Source organism: Myxococcus sp. CA040A (assembly GCF_013336725.1).
Classification (GTDB): Bacteria; Myxococcota; Myxococcia; order Myxococcales; family Myxococcaceae; genus Myxococcus; species Myxococcus llanfairpwllgwyngyllgogerychwyrndrobwllllantysiliogogogochensis.
In genome coordinates, this window is sequence record NZ_JABUMR010000006.1 from 619,441 (window position 1) to 637,647 (window position 18,207).

The window sequence follows — 18,207 nt, forward strand, 5'->3', positions numbered from 1 at the left end:
GCCCCGCCTGCTATCCAGGCCGTCTCTTGCGGCGGTCCTCCTCGGCTATTACCCTGAACTGAGTAGAAACTGAGTATTAATGACCTCAGTACACAGCAACCCCAAGAGAACGGAGCCCGTCGTGCCCCAGACCGAACGTCTCCAGGCGTCCCTGCCGTCCTTCTCGATGAAGGAACTCACCCGCCTGAGCAAGGAGCTGGGGGTCGACAAGAGCACCGTGGTCCAGGAGGCCCTCTCCCTCTTCACGAAGGCCGCCCTGGAAGCCAGGCGAGGGTCCCGGCTCGCGTTCCTCCCACGGACGCCCCAGGGCACCGTGCGGGAGTTCAGCACGCCCCTGCTCACGCACATGGAGCAGGCCTCACAGAAGGACCCCGTCGAGATTGTCCTTCCGGATGCGGACTTCGACCGGGTGGTGAAGCGACTCGAGAAGCCCGCGAAGCCCACCGCCGCGCTCCGCGCACTTGTTCGCAAGCAACGCCGTCGCTAACCCGCGTGGACTTGCCTGGGATTCATGCCACCACCCTCCTCGTCCGACATCGTCCTTCCCGCCCCCATCACTCAAGCGGTGACCCGGAGCGACACGGGCAGTGGCTTCACGTGTGAGCACGAAGCCCTGAATCGCTTCTTCCGTGAGTCCGCCCGGCAGAACCAGGAGCGAGACATCAGTCGGACCTGGGTCCTTCGGCGCACCGCGTCCGACGACCCCGCTCTACCGCTGGTCCTGGGCTACTACACGCTCTCGCTGACCACCCTCAAACGGGAGACGCTTCCGCCCGACCTGGGCAAGAGACTGCCGCACTACCCGCTCCCGGCGGTCCTCATCGCGCGCCTCGCACGGGACTCTCGCGTGAGAGGCCGGGGCCATGGCGAAGACCTCCTCGGAGACGCCCACCTTCGCGCGCTCACCATCAACGCCCAGAGTGGCGCCGTGGCGGTCATCGTGGACGCCAAGGACGCCCACGCTCGCGACTTCTACAAGAGGTTCGGCTACGAGCCGCTGCTCGCCGAGAGCGAGCCTCCGACCTCGCCCTGGCCCCTGCGGCTCTTCCTGCCCATGGCCGAAATCCGCGCCGCGTATTCCGAGGCGTCCTGACACACCCGCGCGAGGGGGCCAATCACAGGCCCCACCCTCACGCCTTGCTGCCGACGAAGCCTCCACCAAACGGAGACGGCCCGCGCTGACGCAGGGCCTCGCGCTCGGCCTTCAGCGCGGCCAGGGCCTCGTCGCGCGTGGCGTAGTGATTCACCGCCGCGCCGTTGATGGCCCCGCTGGTGAGCACGAACATCTGCGTCATGTCGTCCCCACCAAACCGGTACGAGCGATGCGTGAAACGCTCCAGCACCTCACGCCGCTCCTTGCCGAACACTCGCCCCGCCGTGAACTTCACCACCAACCCGTCCAGGTTGATGAGCAGGTCCACCTTGCCAGACCCCGCGTAGCGCGACAGGTGCACCTCCACCTCCCGCCGCCAACGCAGGACGTCCTCCTCATTCACCAGGACGCAGTCGGTGAAGTAGGCCGTCACGACGTCGTTCTGCGCGTCGTACTCGAAGGACATGTTCCAGGCCATCGTGCTGCCTCCTCGAAGCCGGAATCAGGCGGGCGCGGAGCCCGCCAGGAAGGCGGACAACACCGCCGCGGTCTCCTGGGGGCTCTCCACCTGCGGATAGTGTCCAGGGCCCGGAATGTGAGCCATGCGCGCGCGCTTGATGGGCTCCACCACCGCCTGCCGCAAGAAGGCCGGCGGCAGGAAGGCGTCGTCCGTCGACACCACCAACGTCGGCGCCACGATTTTCGACAGCCGGTCCGCGAAGCCACCCTGCGTCCACGCGTCGAACGCCTGCTCAATCGACGCCGCGCTCACCACCCCCGAGTCCTTCAACAGCGACTCCAGCGACTCCGGCGACAGCTTCTTGCAGGCCAGTCCCAGAATCATCTTCTGCTTCTCGCGGTCTCCCGCCGACGTCCGGAACAACCCCGCGGCATCCGGCGGCAACGGCAGCCCCGACGCGGGCACCGAGTTGAGCAAGAGCAACGCCTCCACCCGCTCCGGCACATGCGACGCAATCCACTGCGCCAACTGCCCACCCATGCTGTGCCCCACCACCGAGAAGCGCTGGGCACCCACCGCGTCCACCACCGCCAGCACGTCCTTCGCCAGCCCCTCCAACGAATGCCCACCCGCCGGCTTCCCCGACTGACCCGTGCCGCGCGCGTCCGGAACCACCAGCCGCAGCCCCGTCAGGTCCAGCCGCTCCACCATCGAGTCCCACACCGCACCCGACACCATCCACCCATGCACCAACACCACCGTGCGCGGTCCTTCGCCGATGACGCGATAGTGAAGCGAGGTCCCGTCAGATGCGGAAATCGTGCTCATGTCGTCTCCTCAGACGAAAAGGATAAAGCAGTATTGAAGAAATGTGCAGAAGCGAAAGCAAGCCATGACACTCAGGAGAGTTCCAGGGGGCGCATGTAGGCGTTCGCGGTGGGTATGAGTCGGGTTGGCGGGGAGCGGAGGTGGTGGGTTGTCTCACGGGCGGCGTTCCGCTCTGGCAGAGTCCGCCGCCTCATGGCGGACGAACGGGATGGGACGGGCGGCGCGCGGCACGAAGCTCGGCGCACGGTGCACTGCGAGGACGCGCTGACGTGGCTGGCGGCCCAGCCGGTGCTCGCGGGGTGCTCGGCGGTGGCGTCGCTGCCGGACGCGTCCGAGTTCCCCTCGCTGTCCCTGCCCGAGTGGAAGGCGTGGTTCATCCGCGCGGCGGCGCTGGTGATGACGCGCGTGCCCGACGACGGTGTCGCCATCTTCTATCAAACGGACGTGAAGGACGAAGGCCTCTGGGTCGACAAGGGCTACCTCGTCTCACGCGCCGCCGAGGAGACGGGCCTGGGCCTGCTCTGGCACAAGGTCGTCTGTCGCCGCGCCCCCGGGACGGTGACGTACGGCCGGCCCGCGTACTCCCACTTCCTGTGCTTCTCGCGCGGCGTGCGCCCGGACCTGGCGAAGTCCACCGCGGATGTCCTCGCGGACGCGGGCGAAGTCACCTGGACACGCGGCATGGGTGTGGACGCGTGCCAGCTCGCCTGCCGCTTCATCCTGGAGAACACGTCCACGCGCACCGTGGTGGACCCCTTCTGTGGCCACGGCACCGCGCTGGCCGTGGCCAACGCCATGGGCCTGGACGCGGTGGGTGTGGAGCTCAGTCGCAAGCGCGCGCGCAAGGCCCGCAACCTGCGCGCGGAGTGGCGCGAGGGGAAGCTCGTGCTGGTGGCGAGCGACTACCTCGCGCAGCCCTTGTCCTAGTCCACGGTCCGCGTCGCCCCTACTTCACCGAGGACGATGCCCGCACCGCGGGGGTGCCCACGTCGGAAGCCGCGAGGGCCGAGGGTGACGGCAGCGCCGCCAGCTCCCTCTCCACGGCGGGCTCCAGCTCCGCGAGGAACGCTCCGAAGAGGCGCTCCTCCAGGGCCAGCGCTTCGTCCAGCGAGGCGCCCACGGCGGTGAGGCGCGCCACGCACGCGTCCTCGATGGTGCGGCGGTGGCTCTGCTCCTCGGTGACGACGCGCCCCAGCTCCTCACGGACGCTCGTGTTGCGCGAGGCCGCCTTGTAGAGCGGGTAGAGCACCATGGCGCGGCGCTCGATGGCCGTCGTGGTGAGCAGGTAGTGCAGGTACACGTCGGGCTGGCCGGTGTGCGCGGTGGCCCAGGTGGCCAGCTCGTGGTCCAGCCCCTGGAAGTAGCGGCCCGCCGCCTCCGGACAGAGGAAGGTGGTGATTTCACTCCCGGCCACCTCGGCAGACAGGCGCTTGAAGGCGAACGCGTGGCGCGTCTCGTCGGACAGATGTCCGAGCACTTCCAGCGAAGGATGACGGTCCGCCACCGTGCGCGAAATCTTCCGCGCCCCGATGAACTCCATGAGGGACAGGGTGTGCAGCCAGCGAGCCTCGAGCTCGGGAGCCTGGGCCAACTGACGAAGCACGGCCTGGATTCGGTCACGCATACCGCGCCTCTAGCGCGAGGACGGCCCGGGAGCGAGCACCAAGACGCGGCCCCGGCACCGACACACTGCGCCCCTCATGCAGGCGCGGGCACGGGCGCCTCCGAGCCCCAGAGCTCCTCCGCCACCGAGCGCGTCGTCGAGTGACTCACCGGCGCCGCCCCTTCCAGGAAGCGGAACAGCTCCATCGCCACCGCGTGCGGCGCGTCCCACATGACGAAGTGCCCCGCGTTCGGGACCTTCATCCACCGCGCACCAGGGATGTCCCACGCCAGTCGCTCGCCATACTTCGCGGGCAGGATGGCGTCCTTCTCCCCCCACAACACCAGCACCGGCACGGCCAGGTGCCCCAGCTTCGACGCCAGCTCCAGCGTCTGGTTGGTGTTCAGCGCCACCGCGTCGCGTGACAGCGACACCATCCCCACCTCCGTCGCGTACGGCGCCAGCAGCCCCTCCAGCATTTCCGCGGTCTGCGGCGTCGCGAAGCCCTTGCGCTTGAGCGCCTGCGTCAAGAAGCGCGTCAGGCGCTCCGGCGTCAGCCTGCGCGCCATCGCGGGCGTGCCCAGCTGCGCCATCAACCCCTTGGGCCACGCGTCGTAACAGACGCTGTCCATCAGACACAGCCGCCCCACCCGCTGGGGAAAGCGCACCGCGAGCTGCTGCGCCACGCCGCCGCCCACGTCGTGCCCCACCACCGTCGCGTCCACCACGCCCAGGCGGTCCATCCACGCCTCCAGCGCCTCCGCCTGCCGCGATATCGAACGGTCGAACCTGTCGCGCCGGTCGGAGAACCCGTAGCCCAGCAGGTCCGGCGCCAGCACGCGGTACGACTCGGCCAGCCCCGGCGCAATCCCGCTCCACAGGTAGCTCCAGTTCGGAATGCCGTGCAGCAACACCACCGGCGGCCCCGAGCCCCAGTCCACGTAGCTCACGAACCGGCTGCCCAGCTCCATCACCTCTTGTCGCCCCTGCCACTCGCGCCAGTTCATCGCAGCTCCTCCGCCGCCACCCAGTCCGGCACCAGCCGGGACGCTCCCGGCATCGGCTGACGCAGCATGTCCGGCACGTCCTGCACCAGCCGCGACAGGTTCAACAGCAAGGCCGGCGAGCGGCGCTCCAGCGCCTGCGTCACCTTCAGCACCGCCTCCGCGTTCTCCCCCAATGCCGACACCCGCTCGCGACTCAACGCCACCGGGTACGGCAGCGCCCGCGCCCGCCGTCGCGCGGATTCCAACAGTCGCTCCGATGCGCGCTGGAAGTCCTCGTCCTTCATGCGCGGCTTCAGCCGTCGCCACGCGGTCTCCAGATACGAGGGCCAGCAGCCCAGCGCGCGGTACTCACCCGGCACTCCCGGCGGCCCCACCGTCTTCACGATGTCCGCGAACAACGTCCGCAGCACAGCGTCGCCCGGCTTCTCCGCCACCCAGTCCATCGCCGCCATGCGCGAGGGGACGCCGCGCTCCAGCCGCTCCGACGTCCCCAGGGCGCCCTGCTGTCCCACGGGCTGCCCCTCCAGCGCCATCCGCACCGCGGACACCATCAACATCACCCGAGGCTGCATCGTCTCGAACAGCTCCAGGGCCCCGCGCGCGTGGAAGCGCTGGCTGGGCCCCAGCCTTGTCGTGCCCCACGCGCCCAGCGCCTCCCACTGCACCGTCGAGTCCAGGACCTCCTGCCACAGGCCCAGCGCGGACTCCTCGAAGGCGCGCGTCTCCACGTTCGGCCCCAGCGCTTCCCACATCGCCACGAAGAAGCGCGGGTATGCGGCCCACGTGCGCAAGGACACGTCCACGCCCGTCACGCGCATCGTCCGCCGCAGCTCATGGTAGACGCGCTCGACACCGCCCTCCGCCCCGTGCTCGCTCACCTGTCTCACCCTGGCCATGCCGGCACCCCCGGCAACGGTGGGAACGGTGGGGCGCGGTGGACACCTCCCTCAGCGCACCCGGCCGCCTGGAAGGCCCCGCTCCCAGGGCAGTCGCCTCGCGGACATCACGTCGGCTCTCCACCACCTCGCCACCCTCCGGGGCGGTGTCGCCGGACACTAAAGAACACTCGCGGCCCCGGCGGTTTGACTCCGTCCTTGACGGCTCGCTTTGCTTCCGTTCGCGCGACGAAGGAGTCGTGCCTGCCTGGTTCGCGGGGGGCAACCAGCATGTGGCTTCGACACGTGTCGCATCGAAAGCCATTTCGAAGCAGCCCCCCAGGTGCGCGGCGAGAGGCGGACGCCCCGCGTGAGGCGTCTGGCCCCGCGCGCCACCACCACCACCGCAGCGAGGGACGCCAGCGGGCGCCCGGGGGAGAGACGACATGAGCAGCGACAACGACACCTGGGGACCCCGGCTGGTCAGCGTCCCCCTGGTCGGCGCGGTGAGCGACTACCTGCAGCGCATCCAGGACCTGGGCGCCGTGGAAGGCCCCGGGGGCGCGGTGGGACTCAACCCCGCGCTGGAGCCGGTGATGGAGGCGCTGCACCACCTGCTGGCCGGTGGAGAGGTGGAGGTCCGCGTCACGCGGCGCGGACACTCCCGGCTCGTCCAGGAGCTGCGTCAGCGCGTCGAGGACGCCACGCGCGAGGTGAACGAGCTCCAACGAGTGGCGGGCTGCACCCTGTCCACCACCGTATGAAGACACGCTTCGCCGGCGGCGCCGCCGTCACGGCCTCGTTCCGGCGCTGGACGCGTGCCCAGGACACCTCGGAGGTGCTCGCCGCCGCGGGCGTGGGGGCCTGGTGGGCGCTCACCACCGTCGTGCTGGCGGTGCTCGCCGCCGTCGCGTGGGCGCCGGGCGCGAGCACCCTCTTCGGCATCTCCTTCGTCGACGGGCTGCTGTGCGCGGCGCCCATGCTCGTCAGTGGCCTGCTCTTCTCCGCGGTCCACCGGAAGCGGCGCCATATCGAGACGTGGGGCTGGCTGTGGCTGCTGCTCGGCGTGACGTCGCTGCACTTCTTCCTCGCCGCGCTGATGGCGATGTCGGAGCTGCAGGGCGCCACCGTCATCACCTCCCTCTTCCTCTTCACCACCGCGTTCCACGGCCGGCTGCACCGCGTGACGCCCCGGCAGCCCTTCCTCGCCCTGGGCACTGCGCTGGCGCTGGTGGCCGCGCTGCCCTTGCTCGAGAGCCCAGAGCACCTGGTGTTGTTCGGCGTCATCGGCCCCGCCGCCCTCACCGCGGAGCTGTACCTGGGCACCTTCGCCGTGCAGCACGACCAGGCCCGCGCGGAGGCCGAGCGCCTGCGCGCCGCCGTGCAGGCGCAGTTGCTGGAACAGCAGGAGCAGGACGTGGGCCGGCTGTCGCGCGCGCTGGGGGAAATCCTCGGCTATCACCACGAGCTGGACAGCGCGCTCATGTCGGCGGGCACCGCGGCGGACATGCTGGCGGTGATGGGGGTGCAGCGCAACGCGCTGGCCCGAGGCGACTTCGAGGACCTGGTCAAGACGCTCAACGACAGCCTCACCCAGATTCGGAACATGGTCGGGGAGATTCGCGCGAAGGGCCGGCGCTATGTCGGCTCGGAGCCGGAGCCGGTGGAGCTGACGCCGCTGTTGGAGGGCGTGCGCACCAGCATGAGCCTGCGCTTCCCGGACGTGGACATCGAGGTGGCGGTGGAGCCAGGGCAGCCGCTGCGCGCGCTGATGCGGGGCGGGGCCACCACGCTGCGACGGGTGGTGGAGAACCTGGTGCTCAACGCCTGCGAGGGAGACGGCAAGCAGGGCGCCTCGCGCGTGCGCATCCAGGCCCGGGTGGAGCCGCTTAGCGGCCGGCTGGAAGTGGTCATCGCGGATGACGGGCCGGGCTTCCCGGCCGCGCTCCTCGACGTCCCCGCGGAGGAGCTCTACACGTCCAAGCCCGAGGGCACCGGCCTGGGCCTGTACACCAGTGAGTGCCTGCTGCGCGCCAGCGGCGGAATGCTGTACCGACGCAACGCCCCGGACGGCGGAGCCCTGCTGCGCCTGTTTCTGCCCAGGGAGTACCGATGAGCGGTGGAGCCCTTTACCAAGAGGCCCTGCGGGTGCTGCGGCGACTGGAGCTGCCCGAGGAGTCGGAGCACGACGTGCTCGCCGCGTTGGAGGCCGCCCAGCCTGGCCCCCTGCCCCTCTTCTACGAGGCCGGCGCGGAGGCCGGACTGGAGCGCCCCGTGCTCACGGCGCGCGGCGTGGGCCTCTTCTTCATCTTCTGCGCGGGCAACCTCGCCGACGACCTCATCGACGGCGACTGCACCTACTACGACGCGCCCCTGCGCGTGGGCCCGTGCGCGCAGTTCCTCCTGCAGAACCTGGCCTGGGCCACGCTGGCGGAGCCTCGCGCCCGCGTGCTCCCGAACGCCATGGAGGAGAGCGCGCGCATGTTGGCCCAGGCCGCGGGACCGCAGGCCCTGGAGGTGCGCGCCCAGGCGTGGAGCGCGCCCTTGTTCCGCCGGGTGGCGGAGGGCATCGCCGGGCGACAGTGGGCCGCGTACCTGCGCGTGCTCTGGGCGGGGACGTGGCTGGAGGAGCGCGCGGTGTCGGTGGGCCTGAGCCTGGGCGTGGCCGCCCATGTGGCGGAGGACATCCGCTCCAAGGACCCGCGCTTCACCTCCATGCCCCCGAGCGACCGGCTCACCGTGGTGACGTGGGGCAGGCAGGCCGCGGAGGCGCTGCGCGGACAAGACTTGCGCTGCCTGGACGCGGCGCTGCGCCGCATCGAACCGATACTTCCGGAGGTGGAGCCATGAGGGCGGAACCCCCACGGTGTGAAGCCCGCCATGACGCGGTGGCCGCCTACTACGAGGAGAAGACGGAGCGCATCCTCCGTCGCTACGGGCCCGGTCCCCGCATCCACTTCCACGTGGGGCTGGTGGACGACGTGCCTCCACCGGGCGAGCCGGAGCCGCTCGTGCGCGAGCGCGTCCACGCCTCCCAGGAGGCCCTGCTCGCGGAGCTGGCGCGCGCGGTGGGCACGTTCCCCCGAGGCGCCGACGTGCTGGACGTGGGCTGCGGCCTGGGCGGCGGCTCGCTGTACTGGGCCGCCGAGCATCAGGCCTGGGTGACGGCGGTGACGAACGTGCCCTCGCACGTGGAGCTGGTGCGCACGTTCGCCGAAATCGAGGGCGTGGGCGCGCGCGTGAAGCCCCTGCACTGTGACGCGCTGGCGGTCCCGGGCCGCGCCTGCTTCGACGCCGTGGTGGCGGTGGAGAGCAGCAGCTACCTGCCGCGCGCGGAGTGGTTCCGCCGCGTGCGCGCGCTCTTGCGGCCCGGAGGCGTGGTGGCCATCGCGGACTGCTTCCTGGGCCGCCCCGAGCTGGCCGCGCCCTTTGACCGGTACTGGCGCACGCGCATCGGCTCCCTGGACGAATACCTGTCCGCCGCGCACGCCGCCGGACTGGAACTGGAGGTCCGCGACGATGTGTCCGCGCGCGTGGTGGGCTTCTGGTCCCTCACGCTGGAGCTGCTCGCCCATGAGCGCTTCACGTCCTCCGGTCAGCCTCCGTCGCGCGTCCTCGCCCGAGGGGAGTCCCGCCGCGAGCACCTGCGACTCCAGCAGGCGTTGATGGATGGCGGACTGGAGTACGCGCTGCTCGTGCTGCGCCGCGAGGACTGAGCACCGCGCCTGTCCTCCGGCCCGGGGCTGACGAGCAAGCAAGCACCCCGGGACACCATGCCCCGCGCGCGGTGCGGCCCCAGCCTTGGGCGAGCCTTAAAAAAGGGAGGAGCGCGCGATGAGGACTTTCACGCGATGGCTGACGGTGGCGGCGGTGGCGGCGGCCCTGACGATGACGGGGTGCCGTGAGCGGAGCCGTGAGGACAACTCCGGGGCCATGGGTGGCTCTGGCGACAACAAGGGCGCCCTGGACCACCAGGGCACGGGCGGGTCCGGCAAGCCGACGAAGGGCACGGACGCGGGCACCGTGCGGTAGCGCCAACCGCGCCAGGTGGGCTCCGGCTGTTATCGTGACGACTCGACGTCGTCGGACAGCCGGAGCACATCATGCGCGGGTGGAAGTGGGGGAGCGTCATCGCGGGGGTGCTCGCGCTCCTGGCGTGGTGGATGCTCGGAAGCACCGAGCCCATGGCGCCCGCGCGCGAAGTCGCTCCAGCGCCCCGGCGCGCCTCGGGGGATTCGCTTCCGCGCACGTCCGCGCCCACGCGGGCGGAGCAGGCGGGAGCGGGACTGTCCATTCGCGGCACCGTGGTGGACTCGCTGGGTCGACCCGTGGCGGGCGCGCGCGTCTCCGCGTCGTGGCCGGAGGCGGGCGAGACGCTGTCGGAGCTCCCCTGTCCGGAGGAGGTGCTTCCCTCCTGGGAGGCGCTGGTCGATGCGTCCCAGGGTCGGCGCAAGCTCCCGTGGTGTCTGCCGCAGGTGGAGGACACGCTCACCGCGCTGCTGCTCGCGCGGCAGGGTGAAGCTCCCATCCACGCGGAGACCGTGTCGGGCGACGACGGCGCCTTCGTATTGGAGGGACTGCCCGAGGGCCCTCAAGCCCTCCTCGCGCTCTCCGAGCGGGGCACCGCGCTGCGCCCCGCCGTTCCTTCTGGCAGCCAGGACGTGGAGCTGCTGTTGGAGCCGCCGTGGTTCGTGACAGGACAGGTCCACGGGGACGGCGAGCCATTGGCGGGCGTCGCGGTGACGGCGGTCAGCATGCACCACACCCGCTTCTTCGACACGAGCACGGATGACCAGGGCCGCTTCAGGCTGGGGCCCCTTCCCCGCCAGAGTTATCAGGTGCTCGCGACGAAGGAGGGCTGGCTGCCGACGCTCGCGCCGGAGCGGTACAGCGACCAGTTCCGGGAGGTGACGCTGTATCGGCCCCGCGCGCTCCATGGCCGGGTGTTGTCCGACGGAGCGCCCGTGCCAGGAGTGGAGGTCCGAGCGGCGCGCGCCGACCTGGACGACGGGGCGCCGGTTCCCCGGACGAAGACGGACGCGGAGGGACGCTTCACGCTGGAGCTGAGCACGGGCAGGTACGCGCTCACAGTCGAGCAAGGGGGCCGGTACGCCTTCGCACGGGTGGTGCTGGGTTCAGCGCCTCCTCCCGAGGTGGTGTTGAAGCTGGGCGAGGCGCTCCAGGTCGAGGGCACGGTGTTCGACGATGCGCACGGCGCGGTGGAGGGCGCGCGTGTGAAGGCGCACTTCAGACAGGGCGGACGGGAGTCCCTGGAGGCAGTCACCGCGGCGAACGGCCACTACCGCCTGGGCCCCGTGGAGCCCGGCCCGTGGGAGTTCACCGTCGAGGCGAAAGGCCATGTGGACCTGACGGTGGGCCAGGAGCACGAGCTGGCCGCTGGCATGGGCCCTCGGGACTTCACGCTGAAGCGCACGCAGACCATCACCGGTCGCGTCGTGGACGGCGCGGGCCAGCCGATATCGGGCGTGCCCCTGGCGATGGAGCTGATGGGGACCGAAGGCCCCGAGGACTACGAGCCGCAGGAGATGACCTTCTCCGACCGGGACGGACGCTTCGTGATGGATGCCACGCGTGCCGGCGGCTCCTACGAAATCACGGCGCGCAGTGACGACTACGTCCATGAGACCGTGGTGGCGACAGCCCCTGGCCCCGAGGTGACGCTCACCTTGAGCACGGGCGCGACGGTGGAGGGAACGCTGACGGATGCGCGCGGCCTGCCGGTGGCGCGGTTCATGGTGAACGTGCTCCCACTGGACCACGACGACGAGCAGGAACGCCTGCTGGAGACCGAGGGCACGGACGACCAGGGACACTTCCGCCGCAAGGGCATCTACCCGGGGCGCTATCGCGTGGAGGCCAAGCAATGGGCGTCCAGCGTGGACCGGAGGGTCTGGGCCGACGTGGAGCTGCTGCCGGACACGGTGACGAAGGTGGAGCTGCGGCTCCAGGAGGAGCACTCGCTGGAGGGCATCGCCGTCGACGCCGCCGGCCAGCCCGTCCAGGGCCTCTCCGTGCGAGCCCAGTCACTGGCCAGGGTCGATGGTCCCAAGTTCATCGAAATCCACGGGGACCGGCACGAGAGACCGCGCGGTGTCCTCACGGACGCGGAGGGGCGCTTCGTCCTTCGCGGCCTGGGCCCCCTCGACCATGCGCTGTTCGCCATCAAGCCAGGTCATGAGCTGCTGCCGGAGCGTTGCTCGGGAATCGTCCGCGACGGCGAGGGCGTCCACTTCACCGCGGACACGAAGCAGGTGCGGCTGGTGTTCCGGCGCCACCCCCACATCCGGGGACGGCTCCTCGGACCAGACGGCGCGCCCCAGCACTCCTTCACCGTGGGACACACGCGGGTCCAGAGCGAGGACGGCACCTTCGCCGTCCCCCTCCACGAAGAGCCCATCACCCGTCAGTACCTCTTCAGCGTGTACGAGATGCCCACGGCGACGCGCGCGGTGAAGGGCGGCGTGGACGTGGCGGATGTCGACCTGGGGGACATCCGGCTGGAGGAGGGGCGCTACATCCAGGGTCTGGTGCTGGACGCGGAGACAGGCGCGCCGGTGAAGGGCGCCACGGTCGAACTCGACGCCGAGCCTGACGAGGACGGTGAGCGGGGCCAGCTCGCGGGCGCGCGCACGAACAGCGACGGCGAGTTCTATCTGGACAAGGTGGCTTCCGGTCCCCACACCCTCCGGATGAGCCACCCAGGCAACTACCGCGAGCTGCGCGTCCCGGTGGCCGCCACGCAGGAGAAGGTGACGGCGCGGATGGAGTCTGGCGCTCGCGTGAAGGTGACGGCGAGGGACCGCCAGGGCCGTCCGTTGGACGCGTTCATCAGCTACCAGGGAGCGGGCGACGAAGGCCTGGTCGAGATGGGCAAGGGCGTGAGCACGCTGCGCGGCCTGGAGCCCGGCCGCTATGCGCTCAAGTTGATTGCGCGGCACCGCAACGAGTCACTGCCGGACTTCCAGCCGTTGAGCGTGGACCTGCCCGAGCGCGGAGCGCTGACGGTGGCCTTCCTGCCCGCGACGGGAGGGGCCACGGTGAAGCTGCGCCTGCCCTCGCAAGTGGGCGTGGGCCTGGGACTGGTACCCGGCGTGGTGCCGCCTCCCAGCACCTCATCGGCGCTGCGCCACCTGATATTCCAGGGCCTGCCCTGGCAGTACAGGGAGGACAACCCGGAGGTCGTCTTCACCCATGTCCCCGAGGGCAGGGTCACCGTCTTCTTCCACACGTCCGACGTGCCCGGTCAGTTCCACATGGAGGAGCTGGACATCCCGGCGGGAGGGACGGTGTCAGTCATTCTACAGCCGTCCTGGCGGAGGCTCGACGTCGCGGCGAAGTGAGCGCCTCTCGCCTGCCTGACAGCGCGCGGGCGCTGCGGGGTGGAAAGCAGGCTCCTCGCCGTGCTTCGGGTACGGTGCGGGGCCCGACATGCACTTCAAGTTCGTCCACGCCGCCGACCTGCACCTGGACACTCCCTTCCGTGGCGTGGCCGCACAAGGACCCCTGCTGGGACGCTTCCAGGAGTCCACCTTTCGCGCGCTGTCGCGCATCGTCGACCTGTGCCTGCGCGAGCGCGTCGCCTTCCTGCTCCTGGCCGGAGACTTGTTCGAGGTGAAGGACCGCTCGGTGCGCGCTCGACTGGCGCTGCGGCGCGAGCTGGGGCGGCTGCACGACGCGGGCATCGAGTCCTTCATCGTCCACGGCAATCATGATCCGCTCAGTGGCGACACCGGGACGCTGGGGCTGCCTTCGTCGGTGAAGGTGTTCGGCCCGGACTGGGAAGAGGCGGAGGTGCGGCGCGAGGGACGTCGGCTGTGCCGCGTGCAGGGCATCTCCTATCCGGACGTGGAGGTGCGCGACGACTTGTCCGCGCGCTTCCGTCGCACCGGGGACGGCTTCAGCGTGGGCCTGCTGCACGCGAACCTGGGCGGCGCGGAGGGACACGCCAACTACGCGCCCTGCACCCCCGCGGGCCTGGGCGCGCGCGGGCTGGACTACTGGGCGCTGGGACACGTGCACACGCGCAGCGAGCTGATGCTGCCCGGTGGCGGCATGGCGGTGTACCCGGGCAATCCGCAAGGGCGGCACGCGCTGGAGACAGGGGAGCGCGGCTGCGTGCTGGTGGAGGTGGAGGACGGGGGCATGCGGCGGCGCTTCGTGCCGGTGGACACGGTGCGCTGGCATCGGCTGGAGGTGCCGCTGACGGGCGTGGCCACGCTGGACGCGCTGCTGGGCACGGTGGGTGAGGTGGTGGACGCCGCGTGCGCGCGGGAGCTGGACGGCCACGCGGTGCGCCTGGTGCTCACGGGGCGCGGGCCGCTGCATCGCGAGCTCACGCGGCCCGGAGCGCTGGCGCAGTTGGAAGAGGACCTGCGCGCGCGGCTGGCGCGGGGGCATCCGCCGGTGCTGTTGGAGTCACTGCGGGATGGAAGTCGTCCGGAACTGGACTGGGAAGCGCTCCAGACGGAAGGCGGCTTCGCGCGCACCTTGCTGGAAGAGGCGCGCTTGCTGGAAGAAGACCCGGTCGCGCTGGCGCGACTGTGGGAGCAGGAAGCGCTGGGCAGTCTGGGCCAGCGGCTGAAGCGGCTGGGGGTGGATGTGCTGGAGATGCCACGGACGGAGTGGATCTCCCGCGCGAGCCTGCTGGGCGTGGAGGCGCTTCACGAGGAAGAGGAGGGGGCATGAAGCCAGGGTTGCGCATCGACACGGTACGGGTGCGGCGCTTCGGACACTTCTCGGACCTCACGTTGGAGCTGGGGCCTGGGCTGCATCTGCTCCACGGTCCCAACGAAGCGGGCAAGAGCACGCTGCTCGCCTTCCTGCGCGCCATGCTGTTCGGCTTCGAGCGCCGGGGGAATCCAGAGCGGTATGCGGCCATGGACGAGGACACGCCCATCGGCGGCGAGCTTCGACTCTTCACGGGAACGGGGCCGCTGCTCGTCCGGCGCATGGCGACGCCTCGGGGGAGGAAGTCGGAGACGCTGACGGTGCTCGGGCCGGACGGCGAGCCGGTGTCCGAGGAGCGACTGAAGGACGCGCGCGGCCATGTCACGCGCGAGCTGTTCTTCGATGTCTTCGCCTTCCGACTGGAGGAGCTGGCGGGGTTCGAGCAGTTCTCGAAGGAGCGCGGAGTGTCGGAGGCCCTGGTCGCCGCGAGCATGCAGGGCGCTCGGCGGCTGCCGGTGGCCATGTCCCAACTGAGCAAGAGCACCGAGCAGCTCTACAAGCCCACGGGCTCGAAGTCGGATTTGAACGTGAAGCTGCGCGAGCTGGAGGAGGTGCAGGAGCAGCTTCGCCAGGAGGGCAACCGGCCCGCGCTCTACTTCGCGAAGCGGGAGCACCTGGAGGCGCTGGGCATCGAGCTGCGAGGCCTGGAGGCGCGCGTGCGGGAGGATGGCCGCGAGCTGGAGCGACTGGCGCGGCTGGAGTCGGCGCTGGGCGAGGTCGCCGCGCTGGCGGAGGCACGGGCGGAGCTGGAGTCACTTCCCTCGTTGGAGACGTTTCCCGAGGGCGGGGAGGCTCGGCTGGAGGATGCGCTCCAGCGGAGCACGACCTATCGCGGGGAGGTGGCTCGACTCGTGGAGCGGCTGGGCTCCGTGGAGACGGAGCTGGCGCGGCTGTCCATTCCGTCGCCGGTGCGAGGACGGGAGGAAGTGCTGCGGGCCGCGGTGGCGGCGTACTCGGAGCGTTCGGAGCTGGTGCGGGCCTTGCCGGCTCGGCGTGCGGCGCTGGGCATGAAGCGACGGCAGGTGGAGTCAGCGCTGGAGGAGCTGGGGCTCGGCGTGGACGGGCCGGGGCTCGTGGCGCTGGACCTGAGCGCGGGGGCTCGCGCGGGGCTGGAGGCGCTGTCGTCCCGGCTGGACGTGGAGGAGACGGGGCGGCGCGAGGTGGGTGGTGCGCTGGCTCGGGCTCGCTCGGAGCGCGAGCGGTTGGATGGCGTGCTGGCGCGCACGGAGACGGAGCTCGCGGAGCTTCCGGAGGTGCGGCCCGCGCAGGTGCGGCAGCAGCAGGCGGGACTCGCGCGGATGCGGGTCGCCCGTGGGGAACTGGAGCGACTGGGCGAGCAGAAGATGAATGCCCGGCGACTGCTCGAGGGTCTGCGCGGGCCGATGACGGAGCCTCCGACTTCGTCGAGCGCGGTGATTCCGGTGTGGTGGGTTCCGGTGGCCGCGGCCGTGGCGGTGGCGCTCGCGGTGGCGGCGTGGTTGCTCGGGGGCACGGTGGTGGGGGTGCTGGGGCTCGTCGGTGGGCTGCTGCTGACGGGACTGCTGGAGCTGGCGCGGCGGCGCGTGGAGTCCGGGCGGGATGCGGAGCGCGGGGCGTGGGAAGCACGACAGCAGGAGCGGAAACAGGAGGAGGAGCGACAGCGGGTGGAGGTCTCGGGGCTCGTGGCTCGCGAGGAGTTGATGCGGCGGGAGTTGCTCGCCTCCGCGACGGAGGCGGGGTTGTCTCCGGCGGCGACAGCCGCGGACATGACGGCACACGAGACCGCGCTGGTGGAGGCGCTGGAGCAGGCCGGTCGACGGGAATCGCTGTCACGCGAGCGGGACACGCGGCGCGCCACGCATGACGTGGCCCTGCGGGAAGAGCGGCGGACAGGTGAGGCGCTGAGCGGGCACGAGGCGCGGCACGCGTCGCTGAGCAATGAGCTCGCCGCGTGTCTGTCGTCACGACGTTTCCCGGCCGGACTTCCCGCGCAGGCGGCGCTGGCCCTGTGGCGCGATGCCTCGGCGCTCCGGCAGCGCTGGCAGGACATGGTGGCGGACGAGGCGGCGCTGTCCGCCGACGAAGCAGCCTGCGCGGACGTGGTCTCTCGACTGCGAGCGCTCGCGGCGGAAGTGGCGCAGGGCTCGCAAAGAAGACTCCACACTCCCGAGGAGCCGCGAGTTCAGGAGCACGACCTCCCGCACGTGGCGACCGAGAGCACGGCCAGGACAACGTCGACGACGGAGAGCGGACCCGCCGCATCGGGGGGAGCCATCCGCGCATCCATCGAAGCGCAGCGAGTCTCAAATACATCGTCGGCGACGGAGAACCGACCCGCCGCGTTGGTGGAAACCATCCCCACATCCATCGGAGCGCAGCGAGTCTCAAGTACATCGTCGGTGATGGAGGACGGACCCGCCGCATTGGGGGGAGGCATCCCCACATCCATCGGAGCGCAGCGAGTCTCAAGTCCATCGTCGTCGACGGAGAACAGCACCGCCCATCTAGGCACGCCGCTGGCACCAATCTCCTCGCGCGAAGCCCCCGAGTCTCTGACGTCTGGTTCCATGGACCTGCTGGTCATGCGCGTGAGCGCGGCCCTGGAAGCGGCACGCGAACAGGAGACGGAGCGGCGCACGGTGGAGGAGCGCCGTCGCGAGCTGCGCGAAGAGAAGGCGCGACTCGACGAACTGTGTCGCACCGAGGAGGCCACTCTCGCCGCGTTGCTCACCGAGGGTGGTGGCGGTGACGAGGAGACCTTCCGTCGACGGGCCGTACAGGCACGCCGGTACGCGGAGCTCACCAGTCGCGCTCGCGAGCTGGCCCACCGCATCGAGGCACGCACGGGCCTGTCCGACACAGAGGCCCGCGAGGCCCTGCGCACCCTGGGCGGAGAAGAAGGTCTGCGCACGGTGTTGAGCCAACTGCGCGCACGGCACACCGAGGCCCAGGAGAAGTCGAAGGCGGTGCTCACCGAGCAGGGCGCCACCCAGAACCAGCTCGAACAGTGGGAGAACGACGACCTGCTCGCACGGCTGCGCATCCAAGAGGAGACCTTGCGCGCGAAGGTGGCGGAGCTCGCCTCGCGCTACGCGGAGGACAAGCTGGCGCTGGCCCTGCTGGGTCGCGCGCGACGGCGCTTCGAGGAGGAGCAACAGCCACGCGTGGTGCAGCTCGCGTCGGAGCACTTCGCCCTGCTGACAGAGGGTCGCTACCGCCGCGTGTTCATCCCCGCGGGTGACGAGCATGAACTGCGCGTGAGCGACGGTGAGCGGGACTGGGACGCGGCCCAGCTCTCACGGGGCACGCGTGAGCAGCTCTACCTCGCCTTCCGTCTCGCGGTGGTGCGTGACTTCGGAGAGACACGAGGCGCCCTGCCGCTCATCGTGGACGACGTGCTGGTGAACTTCGACCCCGGCCGGGCCCGAAGCGCCATCCACCTCCTCGCCCGCATCGCCGAGCACCAACAGGTGATTGCCTTCACCTGCCACCCCTGGCTGCGCGAGCTGTTCGACGCCGAGGGCGCCCATACGCAAACCCTGGAGTCTCGAGACTCCGCCGCCGCGCTCCGAGCCGGCTGAATCGAGCCCCCGGGCCTCGGCGCCCCGGGGTAC

The 18,207-nt window shown here is 70.8% G+C and carries 16 protein-coding genes; 11 read left to right on the forward strand and 5 right to left on the reverse strand.

The window, feature by feature from the left end; genetic code table 11:
* The first annotated feature begins 121 nt into the window (after positions 1 to 121).
* Positions 122 to 487, forward strand: coding sequence for a hypothetical protein (locus HUA75_RS28725; protein ID WP_174460251.1), 366 nt, complete (start codon positions 122 to 124; stop codon positions 485 to 487).
* 24 nt (positions 488 to 511) lie between these two features.
* Positions 512 to 1,093 (forward strand): GNAT family N-acetyltransferase, encoded by a 582-nt coding sequence (locus tag HUA75_RS28730; RefSeq protein ID WP_174460252.1) that lies wholly within the window; start codon positions 512 to 514, stop codon positions 1,091 to 1,093.
* A 37-nt stretch (positions 1,094 to 1,130) separates the two neighbouring features.
* Here the strand turns inward: HUA75_RS28730 and HUA75_RS28735 are convergent, their stop codons facing one another.
* Both HUA75_RS28735 and HUA75_RS28740 read right to left on the reverse strand, forming a co-directional pair.
* Positions 1,131 to 1,571 (reverse strand): hypothetical protein, encoded by a 441-nt coding sequence (locus HUA75_RS28735; RefSeq protein ID WP_174488173.1) that lies wholly within the window; start codon positions 1,569 to 1,571, stop codon positions 1,131 to 1,133.
* 24 nt (positions 1,572 to 1,595) lie between these two features.
* On the reverse strand, positions 1,596 to 2,381 hold the full coding sequence (locus tag HUA75_RS28740) for an alpha/beta fold hydrolase (protein ID WP_141646984.1): 786 nt from the start codon (positions 2,379 to 2,381) through the stop codon (positions 1,596 to 1,598).
* Positions 2,382 to 2,573: 192 nt separating this feature from the next.
* Here HUA75_RS28740 and HUA75_RS28745 point away from each other — a divergent pair, with 192 nt between their 5' ends.
* Positions 2,574 to 3,308: an SAM-dependent methyltransferase gene (locus tag HUA75_RS28745; RefSeq protein ID WP_174455962.1), complete on the forward strand. Its 735-nt coding sequence runs from the start codon at positions 2,574 to 2,576 to the stop codon at positions 3,306 to 3,308.
* A 19-nt stretch (positions 3,309 to 3,327) separates the two neighbouring features.
* On the opposite strand, the gene HUA75_RS28750 is transcribed toward HUA75_RS28745, so the two are convergent.
* The 3 genes from HUA75_RS28750 to HUA75_RS28760 all read right to left on the reverse strand — a co-directional run bounded on the left by HUA75_RS28750 (position 3,328) and on the right by HUA75_RS28760 (position 5,887).
* The gene (locus HUA75_RS28750; RefSeq protein ID WP_174488174.1) at positions 3,328 to 4,005 is read right to left on the reverse strand and encodes a hypothetical protein; all 678 of its coding nucleotides are present in this window, start codon (positions 4,003 to 4,005) and stop codon (positions 3,328 to 3,330) included.
* A 74-nt stretch (positions 4,006 to 4,079) separates the two neighbouring features.
* Positions 4,080 to 4,991, reverse strand: a complete 912-nt coding sequence (locus HUA75_RS28755; protein WP_174488175.1) for an alpha/beta fold hydrolase — start codon at positions 4,989 to 4,991, stop codon at positions 4,080 to 4,082.
* Positions 4,988 to 5,887: a halocarboxylic acid dehydrogenase DehI family protein gene (locus HUA75_RS28760; RefSeq protein ID WP_141646979.1), complete on the reverse strand. Its 900-nt coding sequence runs from the start codon at positions 5,885 to 5,887 to the stop codon at positions 4,988 to 4,990. Before HUA75_RS28760 ends, HUA75_RS28755 begins: the two co-directional genes overlap by 4 nt.
* 425 nt (positions 5,888 to 6,312) lie before the next feature.
* Here HUA75_RS28760 and HUA75_RS28765 point away from each other — a divergent pair, with 425 nt between their 5' ends.
* The 8 genes from HUA75_RS28765 (at position 6,313) to HUA75_RS28800 (ending at position 18,174) form a co-directional block, all read left to right on the forward strand.
* Complete coding sequence (locus HUA75_RS28765) at positions 6,313 to 6,630, forward strand: hypothetical protein (protein ID WP_217439477.1); 318 nt, start codon at positions 6,313 to 6,315, stop codon at positions 6,628 to 6,630.
* Positions 6,627 to 7,982, forward strand: a complete 1,356-nt coding sequence (locus tag HUA75_RS28770) for a HAMP domain-containing sensor histidine kinase (RefSeq protein ID WP_174488176.1) — start codon at positions 6,627 to 6,629, stop codon at positions 7,980 to 7,982. Before HUA75_RS28765 ends, HUA75_RS28770 begins: the two co-directional genes overlap by 4 nt.
* On the forward strand, positions 7,979 to 8,716 hold the full coding sequence (locus tag HUA75_RS28775; protein ID WP_141646977.1) for a hypothetical protein: 738 nt from the start codon (positions 7,979 to 7,981) through the stop codon (positions 8,714 to 8,716). The genes HUA75_RS28770 and HUA75_RS28775 overlap by 4 nt, the downstream gene beginning before the upstream one ends.
* Positions 8,713 to 9,582: a cyclopropane-fatty-acyl-phospholipid synthase family protein gene (locus HUA75_RS28780; protein WP_174488177.1), complete on the forward strand. Its 870-nt coding sequence runs from the start codon at positions 8,713 to 8,715 to the stop codon at positions 9,580 to 9,582. Before HUA75_RS28775 ends, HUA75_RS28780 begins: the two co-directional genes overlap by 4 nt.
* Positions 9,583 to 9,700: 118 nt before the next feature.
* Entirely contained in the window at positions 9,701 to 9,898 is a 198-nt protein-coding gene (locus HUA75_RS28785; protein ID WP_174455969.1) for a hypothetical protein, read from the forward strand.
* Between the two features lie 71 nt (positions 9,899 to 9,969).
* Entirely contained in the window at positions 9,970 to 13,227 is a 3,258-nt protein-coding gene (locus tag HUA75_RS28790) for a carboxypeptidase-like regulatory domain-containing protein (protein ID WP_174488178.1), read from the forward strand.
* An 88-nt stretch (positions 13,228 to 13,315) separates the two neighbouring features.
* Positions 13,316 to 14,572 carry a DNA repair exonuclease gene (locus HUA75_RS28795; RefSeq protein ID WP_174464776.1) on the forward strand — a complete coding sequence of 419 codons (1,257 nt, stop codon included), beginning with the start codon at positions 13,316 to 13,318 and terminating at the stop codon, positions 14,570 to 14,572.
* Entirely contained in the window at positions 14,569 to 18,174 is a 3,606-nt protein-coding gene (locus HUA75_RS28800; protein ID WP_174488179.1) for an AAA family ATPase, read from the forward strand. Before HUA75_RS28795 ends, HUA75_RS28800 begins: the two co-directional genes overlap by 4 nt.
* Positions 18,175 to 18,207 lie beyond the last annotated feature (33 nt).